The sequence below is a fragment of the Streptomyces sp. NPDC088261 genome, from assembly GCF_044740805.1.
In the GTDB taxonomy this organism is placed as follows: Bacteria; Actinomycetota; Actinomycetes; order Streptomycetales; family Streptomycetaceae; genus Streptomyces.
Genome location: NZ_JBIURL010000010.1, coordinates 174,994 through 188,718, shown reverse-complemented (window position 1 = coordinate 188,718; position 13,725 = coordinate 174,994). Strand labels below are relative to the sequence as shown.

Below are 13,725 nucleotides of genomic sequence, written 5' to 3'. Positions count from 1 at the left end.
GACCACCGATTGTCAGTGGCGTGGTGCACGGTGGAACCCACACCCGGTCCATCGATCTGGAGGGGGATCCATGACCGTGCCCGAGACCACGGACACCACCGGCGGCGAGGTCCTGCGACCGCACGCCGAGCACGCGTTCGCCGGCGAGCTCAGGGCGCTGGCCGCGGCCGACGACCGGCCGCGGCCCGCCCGTTGGCGACTGTCGCCGTGGGCCGTGGCCCTGTATCTCCTCGGCGGCACGCTCCCCGACGGAACGGTGATCACGCCCAAGTACGTGGGCCCGCGGCGCCTCGTGGAGGTCGCGGTCACCACGCTCGCCACCGACCGGGCGCTCCTGCTGCTGGGCGTGCCGGGCACGGCGAAGACGTGGGTGTCCGAGCACTTGGCCGCGGCCGTCAGCGGCGACTCGACCCTGCTCGTGCAGGGCACGGCGGGCACGCCCGAGGAAGCCATCCGGTACGGGTGGAACTACGCACAGCTGCTCGCCCACGGCCCCAGCCGTGACGCGCTCGTCCCGAGCCCGGTGATGCGGGCCATGTCCGAGGGCATGACCGCGCGCGTCGAGGAGCTGACCCGTATCCCCGCCGACGTACAGGACTCGCTCATCACGATCCTGTCCGAGAAGACACTGCCGGTCCCCGAGCTGGGGCAGGAGGTGCAGGCGGTCCGCGGCTTCAACCTGATCGCGACGGCCAACGACCGCGACCGGGGCGTCAACGACCTGTCGAGCGCTCTGCGCAGGCGGTTCAACACCGTGGTCCTGCCGCTGCCGGCCACCCAGGACGCCGAGGTCGACATCGTCTCCCGGCGCGTCGGCCAGCTGGGGCGCTCGCTCGACCTGCCGTCCGTCCCCGAGGGCATCGACGAGATCCGCCGGGTCGTCACGGTCTTCCGTGAACTGCGCGACGGCGTCACGTCCGACGGACGCACCAAACTCAAGTCCCCGTCCGGGACGCTCTCCACGGCGGAGGCGATCTCGGTCGTCACCAACGGCCTCGCGCTCGCGGCGCACTTCGGCGACGGCGTCCTGCGCCCCGGCGACGTGGCGGCCGGCATCCTGGGCGCGGTCGTCCGCGACCCGGCGGCGGACCGGGTGATCTGGCAGGAGTACGTCGAGACGGTGGTGCGGGAGCGCGACGGCTGGAAGGACTTCTACCGCGCGTGCCGCGAGGTGAGCGCGTGACGCCCCGGGGGCCGCTGCTGCTGGGGGTCAGGCACCACGGCCCCGGGTCGGCGCGGGCCGTGCTGCGGGCGCTGGACGCGGCGGCGCCGGGGGTGGTCCTGGTCGAAGGGCCTCCCGAGGGGGACGCGTTGGTGGCGCTCGCCGCCGACGAGGCGATGCGCCCGCCGGTCGCGCTCCTGGCGCACGCCGTGGACGATCCGGGGCGCGCGGCCTTCTGGCCGATGGCCGAGTTCTCGCCCGAATGGGTCGCGCTCCGGTGGGCGTCGGCCCATGACGTACCGGTCCGGTTCATCGACCTGCCCGCCGCCCACTCCCTCGCACTCCCCTCCGAGGACGGAGACGGGGAGGCGAAGGAAGGCGGCGAAGAAGGAGACGGAGAGGGAGAAGGAGACACGAGCGGCGACACCGGCGGGCTCCGGATCGATCCGCTCGCCGTGCTCGCCGAGGCCGCCGGGTACGACGACCCCGAGCGGTGGTGGGAGGACGTGGTCGAGCACCAGGGCCCCGGCCGTACGGGCGACCCGTTCGCGCCGTTCGACGCGGTCGCCGAGGCCATGGGTGCCCTGCGCGAGGAGTACGGCTCCGGAGGGGACCGCCGTGACCTCGTCCGCGAGGCCCACATGCGGATCCGGCTGCGCGCCGCGCGCAAGGAGTTCGGGGACGACCGGGTCGCCGTCGTCTGCGGCGCCTGGCACGTCCCCGCCCTCACCGGGACGCACACCGCCACCGCCGACCGCGCGCTGCTCAAGGGACTGCCCAAGGTCAGGGCGGAGATGACGTGGGTGCCCTGGACCCACCGCAGGCTCGCCCGGCACAGCGGCTACGGCGCCGGGATCGACTCCCCGGGCTGGTACGGCCATCTCTTCGCCGCGCCCGACCGGCCCGTGGAGCGGTGGCTGACCAAGGTCGCCGGTCTGCTGCGCGACGAGGACCGGATGGTGTCCTCCGCCCATGTCATCGAGGCGGTCCGGCTCGCCGAGACCCTCGCCGTGATGCGCGGCCGCCCGCTCGCCGGGCTCACGGAGACCACGGACGCGATCCGGGCCGTCATGTGCGACGGGTCGGACGTGCCGCTCTCGCTCGTCCACGACCGCCTGGTCGTCGGCGACGTCCTCGGCGAGGTGCCCGACGCGGCGCCCGCCGTGCCGCTCCAGCGCGACCTCGCCAGGATCCAGCGCACCCTGCGCCTCAAGCCGGAGGCGCACGAACGCGAGCTGGACCTCGACCTCCGCAAGGACACCGACGCGGCGAAGAGCAGGCTCCTGCACCGGCTGCGGCTCCTCGGCGTCGGCTGGGGCGTCCCCGGCGCGGGCCGGGGGAGCACCGGCACGTTCCGGGAGAGCTGGCGGCTGTGCTGGGAGCCCGAGCTGTACGTGAAGGTCGCGGAGGCCGGCGTCTGGGGCACGACCGTGCTCGCGGCCGCCACCGCCCGGGCCGAGTCCCGGGCGATGTCGGCGACCGCGCTCGCCGAGGTCACCGCGCTGGCCGAGGAGTGCCTGCTGGCCGAACTGCCGGACGCGCTGCCCGTCGTGATGCGCGCCCTCGCCGACCGCGCCGCCCTCGACGCGGACGTCGGCCACCTCGCCCAGGCGCTGCCCGCCCTGGCCCGCTCGCTGCGGTACGGAGACGTACGGTCCACGGACACCGCCGCGCTCGGCGAGGTCGCGGCCGGGCTCGCCGAACGCGTCTGCGTGGGCCTGCCGCCCGCGTGCGCCGGGCTCGACGCGGACGGGGCGGCCCAGATGCGGACACACCTGGACGGCGTCCACACGGCCATCGGCCTGCTGCCCGCCGTCCGGGACCGCGATCTGGCCGCGCGCTGGGGAGCCGTCCTGCTCAAGCTCGCCGCGCGGGACACGGTCCCCGGCGTCCTCCGGGGGCGGGCCGCCCGCCTGCTCCTGGACGACGGCCGGCTCCCCGAGGACGACGCGGCCCGCTTCATGGGGCTCGCGCTGTCCCCCGGCACCCCGCCGGGCGACGCGGCGGCCTGGATCGAGGGCTTCGTCGGCGGCGCGCCCGGCGGCGGCATGCTCCTCGTCCACGACGCCCGCCTGCTGGGCCTGGTCGACGCGTGGCTGACCGGCGTCCCCGCCGAGGCGTTCACGGACGTGCTGCCGCTGCTGCGCCGCACGTTCTCGGCGTACGAACCGGGCGTCAGGCGCACGCTGGGCGAGCTGGTCCGGCGCGGCCCCGCCACCGCCCCGGAGGCCGGGACGGCCGCCCCGTACGAAGCGGCCGCCCCCGGCTTCGCCGCCACGCTCGACGCGGCACGCGCGGACGCCGTCCTCCCGGTGCTGCGCCTCCTGCTGGGGACGGGCGCCGGACAGGCCGACGTACGTGATCAGATCGACGTACGTGATCGGGCCGACGTACGCGAACAGACCGGCGTACGAGAAGAGAGCCACGTACGGGCACCCGCCCACGTACCGGAACAGGCCCACGCGACGACGGAAGGGAAGCGATGACCACGGACCGAACCGGATCCGCCGTCGACGAGCGGCTGCGCCGCTGGCGCCTGGTGCTCGGCGGGGACGGCGCGAGCGACGGCACCGGCTGCGCCCTCACCGGCACGGACGCGGCGATGGACGGCGCGCTCTCCGCCCTCTACGGCTCCCGCAAGGCCGGCGGCACAGGGGGCACCGCGAGCAGCTGCCGGTCCGCCGGGCTCGGGGCCTCCGCGCCCTCCGTGGCCCGCTGGCTCGGCGACATCCGTACGTACTTCCCCAGCTCCGTCGTCCAGGTCATGCAGCGCGACGCCATCGACCGGCTCGGACTCTCGGCGCTCCTCCTGGAGCCGGAGATGCTGGAGGCGGTCGAGGCCGACGTGCACCTCGTCGGCACGCTCCTGTCGCTGAACAAGGCGATGCCCGAGACGACGAAGGAAACGGCACGCGCGGTCGTCCGCAAAGTGGTCGAGGACATAGAGAAGCGGCTCGCGACCCGCACCCGCGCCACCCTGACCGGCGCGCTCGACCGGTCCGCGCGAATCAACCGGCCGCGCCACCGGGACATCGACTGGGACCGCACCATCCGGGCCAACCTCAAGAACTACCTGCCCGAGCACGGCACGATCGTCCCCGAGCGCCTCATCGGGTACGGCCGCGCCTCGCAGGCGGTGAAGAAGGAGGTCGTCCTCTGCATCGACCAGTCGGGCTCGATGGCGGCGTCCGTCGTGTACGCGTCGGTGTTCGGCGCGGTCCTGGCCTCGATGCGCACGCTCGACACCCGGCTCGTCGTCTTCGACACCGCCGTCGTGGACCTCACCGACCAGCTGGACGACCCGGTCGACGTCCTCTTCGGCACCCAGCTCGGCGGCGGGACGGACATCAACCGCGCCCTCGCCCACTGCCAGGCCCGCATCACCCGCCCCGCCGACACGGTGGTCGTCCTGATCAGCGACCTCTACGAGGGCGGGATACGCGACGAGATGCTCAAGCGGGTCGCCGCGATGAAGGCGTCGGGGGTGGAGTTCGTCGCGCTGCTCGCGCTGTCCGACGAAGGCGCCCCCGCCTACGACCGGGAGCACGCGGCGGCCCTCGCCGCGCTCGGCGCGCCCGCCTTCGCCTGCACCCCCGACCTGTTCCCCGAGGTGATGGCGGCGGCTCTGGAAAAGCGCCCGCTGCCCGTCCCCGACACCCCCTAGGAGGCTCTGTGACAGGTATCACCGCTCAGGTGCGATCCGCGATTTAGGGACCTACCGCCCACGGGGATAACCTGCGAGACGGACATGCCGCGTACCGGACAGCGTGTACGCCTCCCTCAGTGACGGTGCAGTCACGTTGCCCTTCGCGGCACGCCCACGCCGACAACGAACCCGCGATCACCAGGCTGCGGATTTCAGAACACAAAGGGACGGACACGCGTGGACCTGTTCGAGTATCAGGCGAGGGACCTCTTCGCCAAGCACGGTGTACCGGTGCTGGCCGGTGAAGTCATCGAGACGCCTGAGGCGGCCCGCGAGGTGACCGAGCGTCTCGGCGGCAAGGCTGTCGTCAAGGCGCAGGTCAAGGTCGGTGGACGCGGTAAGGCGGGCGGCGTGAAGCTCGCCGCGGACCCGGACGAGGCCGTCGAGAAGGCCGGCCAGATCCTGGGCATGGACATCAAGGGCCACACGGTCCACAAGGTGATGCTGGCCGAGACCGCGGACATCGCGGAGGAGTACTACGTCTCCTTCCTGCTCGACCGCACCAACCGCACCTTCCTCGCCATGGCCTCCGTCGAGGGTGGTGTCGAGATCGAGGTCGTCGCCGAGGAGAACCCCGACGCGCTCGCCAAGATCCCGGTCGACGCCTACGAGGGCTGCACCCCGGAGAAGGCCGCGGAGATCGTCGCCGCCGCGAAGTTCCCGGCCGACATCGCCGGCCAGGTCGCGGACGTCCTCCAGAAGCTGTGGACCGTCTTCATCGAGGAGGACGCCCTCCTGGTCGAGGTCAACCCGCTGATCAAGTCGGGCGACGGCAGGATCATCGCGCTGGACGGCAAGGTCTCGCTGGACGAGAACGCCGACTTCCGGCAGCCCGGCCACGAGGCGCTGGAGGACAAGGCCGCGGCGAACCCGCTGGAGGCCGCCGCCAAGGCCAAGAACCTCAACTACGTCAAGCTCGACGGCCAGGTCGGCATCATCGGCAACGGCGCGGGTCTGGTCATGTCGACCCTCGACGTCGTCGCGTACGCCGGTGAGGCCCACGGCGGCGTGAAGCCGGCCAACTTCCTCGACATCGGCGGCGGCGCGTCCGCCGAGGTGATGGCGAACGGCCTGGAGATCATCCTCGGCGACCCGGACGTCAAGTCCGTGTTCGTCAACGTCTTCGGTGGCATCACCGCCTGCGACGAGGTCGCCAACGGCATCGTGCAGGCCCTGGAGCTGCTGAAGTCCAAGGGCGAGAACGTCGAGAAGCCGCTCGTCGTGCGTCTCGACGGCAACAACGCGGAGCTGGGTCGCAAGATCCTGTCCGACGCCAACCACCCGCTCGTGCGGCGCGTGGACACCATGGACGGCGCGGCCGACAAGGCCGCCGAGCTCGCCGCAGCAGCGAAGTAAGGACGAGGGAAACCACAACCATGGCTATCTTCCTCACCAAGGACAGCAAGGTCATCGTCCAGGGGATGACCGGCGCCACGGGCATGAAGCACACCAGGCTCATGCTCGCCGACGGCACGAACATCGTCGGCGGCGTCAACCCCCGTAAGGCCGGCACGTCCGTCGACTTCGACGGCACCGACGTACCCGTGTTCGGGTCCGTGGCCGAGGCCATCGAGAAGACCGGCGCCGACGTCTCCGTCGTCTTCGTCCCGCCGGCCTTCGCCAAGGCCGCCGTGGTCGAGGCGATCGACGCCGAGATCCCGCTGGCTGTCGTGATCACCGAGGGCATCGCGGTGCACGACTCCGCGGCGTTCTGGGCGTACGCGGGCGTGAAGGGCAACAAGACCCGGATCATCGGCCCGAACTGCCCCGGCCTGATCACCCCCGGCCAGTCCAACGCGGGCATCATCCCGGGCGACATCACCAAGCCCGGCCGTATCGGTCTCGTGTCCAAGTCCGGCACGCTGACCTACCAGATGATGTACGAGCTGCGTGACCTCGGCTTCTCGTCCGCCGTCGGCATCGGTGGCGACCCGGTCATCGGTACGACGCACATCGACGCGCTCGCCGCGTTCGAGGCCGACGCCGACACCGATCTGATCGTGATGATCGGCGAGATCGGCGGCGACGCCGAGGAGCGCGCGGCCGACTTCATCGCGAAGAACGTCACGAAGCCGGTCGTCGGCTACGTCGCGGGCTTCACCGCGCCCGAGGGCAAGACCATGGGCCACGCCGGCGCCATCGTCTCCGGCTCCTCCGGTACGGCCCAGGCGAAGAAGGAAGCCCTGGAGGCCGCAGGCGTGAAGGTCGGCAAGACGCCGACCGAGACCGCGCAGCTGGCTCGCGCGATCCTCGCGGGCTGACACAGGCTGACGCGATCCTCGCGGGCTGACACAGGCTCACACGGGCTGACGGCACGGGCAGCCGCACGGGCCGACACAGCTCGACGCTTCTCAGGTCGCCGGACGGGCGGGAAAGCCCGTCCGGCGACCGGGGCACGCGGGCCCGCCCCCCTCCGCCGGGTGTCAGAGGGCCAGCGGTACCAGCCGCTCCGGACCGCTGAACGGCGTGTCCCGCAATTGGTCCCGCAGGGCCAGGTCCCGTTCGCTCCACGCCTCGGGACCGTTCGTGACCGGCACCCCGCCGACCGGCCGCGGGGCCGCCAGCGGCTCCCAGTACCGCGTCGGCGCGGTGGCGAGCGTGAAGCCGGTCGCCCCCACGATCAACGCCGTGAAGGCGATCGCCGACCGCGTCCACAACCGGGCGCGGCGCTCGGCACTCCTCCGCACCGCCGCCGCCGGAGGGACGGCCGGCGGGGTCACGGCCGTCGTGAGCGCCGCCAGTCGCCGGTGCAGCGCCTCCGGGTCCGCCAGTTCGGGCAGCCGGTCGGCCACCGCCTCGCGTGCGTGCAGCAGCCGCCGCGCCGTCCCCAGCGTGCTCGCCTCCGTCTCCGCCGCCGTCTCCGGCAGGTCCAGGCCCAGCCCGTCGTACAGCATCAGGACACGCCGGTACTGCGGCGGCAGCTCCAGCAGCGCCTCGCGCAGCGCCCGCCCGTCCCGCCCGTCGTGCTGACCGGTGATCAGATCGACGCGCCGGTGGGCGCGGCGGAAGCGGTGCCAGGGCGACAGGGCGTACTCGTACGCGGCGGCCCGTACCCACCCCGCCGGGTCCCGGTCCACCGCGACCTCGGGCCAGCGCCCCCACGCCTGATGGAAGGCGCGTTCGACGGACTCCGTGGACAGGCCGGGCCGCCCGGTCAGGAGATACGCCTGTCGTACGAGGGAGGGCGCGTGGTGGGTGTAGAGCGCGTCGAAGGCCTGCGCGGGCGTGAACGGGTCCGCCCCCGCCGCCTCCGTACCTGCGTCGTGGTCCTCTGGGGAACGGGTGAAAAAGTACATAAACATATATTGGGCGACACCACGGTCATTAGCTTGTTACCCGGATAAAGCGCGTGTCGTTGGCAGCATGGCGCCGTGACCCAAGTGACCGATCGCAGCACGACGTTGTCCTCGGCCTCGGCGGCCGAACGGGGCCGGGCCGCCGCGCTGACCGCGTCCTTCCTCCGCGGAGCCATCGCCGCGGGCCTCGGCCTCGGGGCGCTCGCCGTGCTGGTCATGGCGATGTGGATCACCTCGCCCTACCCCGACAGCGGCGCCCGCGGCGCCCTGCACGTCGCCGCCGCCATCTGGCTGCTCGCGCACGGCGTCGAGCTGGTACGGCCCGACACCATGTCAGGAGCCCCCGCCCCGCTCGGCGTTGTCCCCCTGCTGCTGGTGGTCCTGCCGGTGTGGCTCACCCACCGCGCGGCCAGGGACGCCCTCGAACCGGAGGAGGGCAGGCCGCAGCTCACCGCGCTCGGCGCCGTGGCCACCATCTCCGGCGGATATCTGCTGGTCGGCGGCGCCGTCGTGGTCTACGTGTCGGGCGGCCCGCTCACCGCGCACCCGCTGCGCGCGGCGCTCCTGCTGCCCCTGGTGACCGTGGTCTCCTCGGCCGTCGGCGCCTGGTCGGGCAGCGGCCGGCCGGTCGGCCCGCTGCCCCTGTGGCTGCCCGCGGGGCTGCGGGAACGTCTCGTCCGTACCGTCTGGGCACCGCCCGCCCGCCGCAGGACCGCCGTCGCGACGCGGGCCGCCGCCGCCTCGGTCCTGGCGCTGCTGGGTGGCGGGGCGCTGCTCGTCGGGGCGTCGCTGGTGTGGCACGGGGGCGCGGCGCGGGTGTCGTTCGGCCTGCTCGCGGGGGACTGGTCGGGGCGGTTCGCCGTCCTCCTGCTGGGGCTGTCGCTGGTGCCGAACGCCGCCGCCTGGGCCGCCGCCTACGGCCTGGGGCCCGGTTTCGCGCTCGGTACGGCGGCCACGGTCACCCCGCTGGGGGTCACGGGCACTCCCGCGCTGCCGTCGTTCCCGCTGCTCGCCGCCGTCCCGCAGGGGCACGGGACGCCGCTGCACTGGGCGGTGGCGGGGGTGCCGGTGGTGGCGGGCGTGGTGGTGGGGTGGTTCACGGTACGAGTGGCGGCGCCACCCTTCTCCGTGCGGGAGGAGGCGTGGAGCCTGCGCGCGACGGTGCTGACGGCCGCGCTCGGGGGCGCGTTCGGGGCGTTGCTGACGGGGGTTCTGGCGACGGCGGCGGGCGGGCCGTTGGGCACCGCGGACCTGGCCGTGTTCGGGCCGGTGGGGTGGCTGACGGGGCTGGCGGCGCTGGGGTGGCTGGTGGGGGTGGGGGTGCCGGTGGCGGTGGTGATCAGGGCGTGGCGGCTGCGGGAGCGGCGGGTGAAGGTGGGACGGGAGGCTGATCTGGGGGCGGAGGCCTCCGCCGCGCCGGTCGCGGGGGTCGGCGGCGCGGAGTCCGGAAGCGCGGAATCCGGGCGTGTGGGGTGGGCGCCGTGGCGCCGTAAGCGTAAGAGCGCACCGCTCGCTGCGTCGGCGGAGGCCACTTCCGCGGAGGTCGCGCCGGCCGGGGGCGCTTCGGACCAGGGGAAGTCGGCCGGGAAGGACCGGGCGAAGGAGGACGGGACGGCCGGTGGGACGGGGGCCGTCACCCCCGCCGACCCGGTCCCTGACCTGGAGTCGTACGACGTCCTGCCGGCCGACGCCTGGCACGACCGGGGGACGCGGGAGGCGCGGTGGGCCGCGATCAAGGACGCGTCGGGCGGCCTGATGGCCGACTTCCCGGCCGTACCGCTGTTCCCGGCCGTACCGCCGCCACCGCCCCCGGAGCCCGAGCCCGCGACGGCGTCGGAGCCGCCCTCCGGCGAGGAGGACGGCTCCGAGGAGTCCGAGGAGGACGCGGAAGAGGAGGACGCGGAACCGGACGCGGACGCGGACCCCGGTCCCGGTCAGCCGGGCGAGCCCCGCGTCACTCCTTGACGCCGTACATCGGCCGCAGTGAATCCGGGAGGTGAGTGTTGCAGGACAGCTTGGCCTCCTGCGTCAACGAGTCATTGACGCAGGTGAAGTAGTCGCGGTACACGAGCTGTACGGAGAACGTCACCGCCACGATCGCCAGCGCCAGGCCGGCCGTCACCAGGCCGCTCACCGCGGCCGTCTTCTGCTGGCGGTTCTGGTTCGGGTTCGCCGCCGCGCCGGTCGCGGGGGCCGGCGCCTCGGGAGCGGAACGCGCCGGGGCCGCGTCCGTACGGAGGGCCGCTCCGGGGCCCGAGGCGGCGGAGCCGTCGGCCGCGGGCGCCCGCGAGGTGTTGCGCAGGGAACTGATGCCCCAGTAGACGCCCAGCGCACCGAGCAGCAGGGCGATCTCCGTGAGGTCGAAGAGCGAGAAGAAGAAGGCCCACATCCCGGCGAGCAGCGCGTAGCGGGCGCGCCGCTGGAAGGGGTCGGTCGGGTCCCAGCGCAGGCCGCCGCGGCCTCCCTCGGAGCCGTCCTGCCGGCCGTTCCCGGGGCCGTTCCGGTCGTTCTGCCCGCTGCCCTGATTCCCGGGGCGGCTCCCGAAGCCGCCCGAGGAGCGGCCGGGCTGGCGGCTGCTCCACTGGCTGCCCCAGCCGCCGCGGTCGCCCCGGTCGGCGTCGGACCCGCCGTTCTCGGGCAGGCGGGGCTGCCACGGCTGGTCGGGCCGGTCGGCGGGCGGCGGCGCGAACGGATTGTCGTCGCCGGAGCCGCCGGAGCCGCCAGACCCCACGGACCCTGACGACCCCGCCGAACCCGACCCCGAAGCCCCCGCCGAACCCGAGGCGCCGGAAGGCCCGTCCGACCCCTCGGAACCGCCCGGAGCCCCCGAGGCCCCCGCGGAGGAGGACTGGCGTTCCCGCGGCAGCAGCACCGGCCCGGAGGGCGGCGGGAGGTGGAGTGCCGTGCGGCGGCGTCGGTCCTGCATCTGGTGAACGTCTTCCCCTCAGACCCAGCGCGCGGGGGTCTTGTGTCGTATTGGGCCGTCCCGGAGACGGAACCCTGTCCCCAGACGCTACCTCCCGGCCACGCCCCCGTCCCGTGGGGGCCGCTCGGTGTGCCGGTATCGTTGCTGACGGTCGGCTCCTTCGTAGAGTTCCCCGTATCGGGGATCGTGACGCGTTCGTACGACCGCACAACACCGCCGACCACACCGGCCCCGCACGCTCGGCGAGGCCGTGCCCGCTCCCAGAAAGGCGCCCACCGTGGCCTCCCTGCCCCCCACCGGTCTGCCCCCCACCGGCCGGCCGGCCCGGCTCGTGGTCCTGGTCTCGGGTTCGGGTACGAACCTCCAGGCGCTGATCGACGCCATCGGCGCCGACCCCACGGGTTTCGGAGCGCGGATCGTGGCCGTGGGCGCCGACCGTGACTCGATCGAGGGACTCGAACGGGCGGAGCGCGCGGGCGTGCCCACCTTCGTCTGCCGGGTACGGGACCACGGGACGCGCGAGGCGTGGGACGCGGCGCTCGCCGCGGCGACGGCGGCGTACGAGCCGGACCTGGTGGTGTCGGCCGGCTTCATGAAGATCGTGGGGAAGGAGTTCCTCGCGCGCTTCGGCGGCCGGTTCGTCAACACGCATCCGGCTCTGCTGCCCAGTTTTCCCGGTGCCCACGGCGTACGCGACGCGCTCGCGCACGGCGTGAAGGTGACCGGCTGCACCGTCCACTTCGTCGACGAAGGCGTCGACGAGGGCCCGATCATCGCGCAGGGCGTGGTGGAGGTCAGGGACGAGGACTACTCGGACGACGGCGTCGCGCTCCACGAGCGCATCAAGGAAGTCGAGCGACGCCTGCTCGTCGATGTCGTGGGGCGTCTGGCCCGGCACGGCTACCGCATTGAGGGACGAAAGGTAACGATCCAGTGACCGCCGAAGGTACGAAGCGGCCGATCCGCCGCGCGCTGGTCAGCGTCTACGACAAGACGGGCCTGGAAGAGCTGGCCCGTGGACTGCACGAGGCCGGGGTCACCCTGGTCTCCACCGGGTCCACCGCCGCGAAGATCGCCGCCGCCGGGGTGCCGGTCACCAAGGTCGAGGAGCTGACGGGCTTCCCCGAGTGCCTGGACGGGCGGGTCAAGACCCTGCACCCGCGGGTGCACGCCGGGATCCTCGCCGACCTGCGGCTCGACGCGCACCGCGCGCAGCTGGCCGAGCTGGACATCGAGCCGTTCGAGCTGGTCGTCGTCAACCTGTACCCGTTCCGCGAGACGGTCGCCTCGGGGGCGACCGACGACGAGTGCGTGGAGCAGATCGACATCGGCGGCCCCTCGATGGTCCGCGCCGCCGCCAAGAACCACCCGTCCGTGGCGGTCGTCACCAGCCCGGAGCGGTACGGGGACGTCCTCGGGGCCGTACAGGACGGCGGGTTCGACCTGACGACCCGTAAGCGGCTGGCGGCGGAGGCGTTCCAGCACACCGCCGCGTACGACGTGGCCGTGGCGTCCTGGTTCGCCGCCGACTACGCGGCCGTCGACGCGGAGGCGGACAGCGGGTCCGCCGCGGACCGGCTGCCGGACTTCCTCGGAGCGACGTACCTCCGTAAGAACGTGCTGCGTTACGGCGAGAACCCGCACCAGCCCGCCGCGCTCTACACCGGTGCCGAGGGCGGCGGCCTGGCCGAGGCGGAGCAGCTGCACGGCAAGGAGATGTCGTACAACAACTACACGGACACGGACGCGGCGCGCCGTGCCGCGTACGACCACCCCGAGCCGTGCGTCGCGATCATCAAGCACGCCAACCCGTGCGGGATCGCGATCGGCGACGACGTCGCCGAGGCGCACCGCAAGGCACACGCGTGCGACCCGCTCTCCGCGTTCGGCGGGGTGATCGCGGTCAACCGTCCGGTGTCCGTGGAGATGGCCGAGCAGGTCGCGGAGATCTTCACCGAGGTGATCGTCGCCCCGGACTACGAGGACGGCGCGGTCGAGGTGCTGGCCCGCAAGAAGAACATCCGCGTGCTGCGCTGCGCGGACGCGCCGTCCGCGCGGGTCGAGGTCAGGGCGATCGACGGCGGGGCGCTGCTCCAGGCCACCGACCGCTTCCAGGCCGCGGGCGACGACCCGGCGAACTGGACGCTGGCGACCGGCGAGGCGCTGTCCGCGGCGGAGCTGGCCGAGCTGGCGTTCGCGTGGCGCGCGAGCCGCGCGGTCAAGTCCAACGCGATCCTGCTCGCCAAGGGCGGGGCGTCGGTGGGCGTCGGCATGGGGCAGGTCAACCGCGTCGACTCCGCGAAGCTCGCGGTGGAGCGGGCGGGGGAGGAGCGGGCGCGCGGCGCGTTCGCCGCGTCCGACGCCTTCTTCCCCTTCCCCGACGGCCTGGAGATCCTGCTGGAGGCGGGGGTCAGGGCGGTGGTGCAGCCGGGCGGGTCGGTCCGTGACGACCAGGTGGTCGAGGCGGCGCGGAAGGCCGGCGCGACGATGTACTTCACGGGGACGCGGCACTTCTTCCACTGAGTCCGCCCAGTTGGTCCGTGGACGACGAAGGCCGCGCTCCCGGTCATGGGGAGCGCGGCCTTCGGTCGGTACGAGACGTGGCACTAATGCGCCCGGTTCGCCCGCCATGCGA

General features: G+C 73.5%; 10 protein-coding genes. 8 read left to right on the top strand and 2 right to left on the bottom strand.

The window, feature by feature from the left end:
• The first annotated feature begins 70 nt into the window (after positions 1 to 70).
• The 5 genes from ACIODU_RS20940 (at position 71) to sucD (ending at position 7,129) form a co-directional block, all read left to right on the top strand.
• Positions 71 to 1,183 (top strand): AAA family ATPase, encoded by a 1,113-nt coding sequence (locus tag ACIODU_RS20940; protein ID WP_401769388.1) that lies wholly within the window; start codon positions 71 to 73, stop codon positions 1,181 to 1,183.
• Complete coding sequence (locus tag ACIODU_RS20935) at positions 1,180 to 3,648, top strand: DUF5682 family protein (RefSeq protein WP_401769386.1); 2,469 nt, start codon at positions 1,180 to 1,182, stop codon at positions 3,646 to 3,648. The genes ACIODU_RS20940 and ACIODU_RS20935 overlap by 4 nt, the downstream gene beginning before the upstream one ends.
• The gene (locus tag ACIODU_RS20930) at positions 3,645 to 4,826 is read left to right on the top strand and encodes a VWA domain-containing protein (RefSeq protein ID WP_401769384.1); all 1,182 of its coding nucleotides are present in this window, start codon (positions 3,645 to 3,647) and stop codon (positions 4,824 to 4,826) included. The genes ACIODU_RS20935 and ACIODU_RS20930 overlap by 4 nt, the downstream gene beginning before the upstream one ends.
• 219 nt (positions 4,827 to 5,045) lie before the next feature.
• The gene (gene sucC / locus ACIODU_RS20925; protein WP_401769382.1) at positions 5,046 to 6,224 is read left to right on the top strand and encodes an ADP-forming succinate--CoA ligase subunit beta; all 1,179 of its coding nucleotides are present in this window, start codon (positions 5,046 to 5,048) and stop codon (positions 6,222 to 6,224) included.
• 20 nt (positions 6,225 to 6,244) lie between these two features.
• On the top strand, positions 6,245 to 7,129 hold the full coding sequence (gene sucD, locus ACIODU_RS20920) for a succinate--CoA ligase subunit alpha (protein ID WP_161310566.1): 885 nt from the start codon (positions 6,245 to 6,247) through the stop codon (positions 7,127 to 7,129).
• A gap of 162 nt (positions 7,130 to 7,291) precedes the next feature.
• Here the strand turns inward: sucD and ACIODU_RS20915 are convergent, their stop codons facing one another.
• Positions 7,292 to 8,164 carry an RNA polymerase sigma factor gene (locus ACIODU_RS20915; RefSeq protein WP_401769380.1) on the bottom strand — a complete coding sequence of 291 codons (873 nt, stop codon included), beginning with the start codon at positions 8,162 to 8,164 and terminating at the stop codon, positions 7,292 to 7,294.
• A 75-nt stretch (positions 8,165 to 8,239) separates the two neighbouring features.
• On the opposite strand from ACIODU_RS20915, the gene ACIODU_RS20910 reads away from it, so the two are divergent.
• Positions 8,240 to 10,129, top strand: a complete 1,890-nt coding sequence (locus ACIODU_RS20910) for a DUF6350 family protein (protein ID WP_401769378.1) — start codon at positions 8,240 to 8,242, stop codon at positions 10,127 to 10,129.
• Here the strand turns inward: ACIODU_RS20910 and ACIODU_RS20905 are convergent.
• On the bottom strand, positions 10,119 to 11,090 hold the full coding sequence (locus tag ACIODU_RS20905; protein WP_401769376.1) for a hypothetical protein: 972 nt from the start codon (positions 11,088 to 11,090) through the stop codon (positions 10,119 to 10,121). The genes ACIODU_RS20910 and ACIODU_RS20905 overlap by 11 nt on opposite strands.
• Positions 11,091 to 11,376: 286 nt before the next feature.
• Here ACIODU_RS20905 and purN point away from each other — a divergent pair, with 286 nt between their 5' ends.
• Both purN and purH read left to right on the top strand, forming a co-directional pair.
• Positions 11,377 to 12,027, top strand: a complete 651-nt coding sequence (purN, locus tag ACIODU_RS20900) for a phosphoribosylglycinamide formyltransferase (protein WP_202533492.1) — start codon at positions 11,377 to 11,379, stop codon at positions 12,025 to 12,027.
• Positions 12,024 to 13,613, top strand: coding sequence for a bifunctional phosphoribosylaminoimidazolecarboxamide formyltransferase/IMP cyclohydrolase (gene purH, locus ACIODU_RS20895; protein ID WP_401769374.1), 1,590 nt, complete (start codon positions 12,024 to 12,026; stop codon positions 13,611 to 13,613). The genes purN and purH overlap by 4 nt, the downstream gene beginning before the upstream one ends.
• Positions 13,614 to 13,725 lie beyond the last annotated feature (112 nt).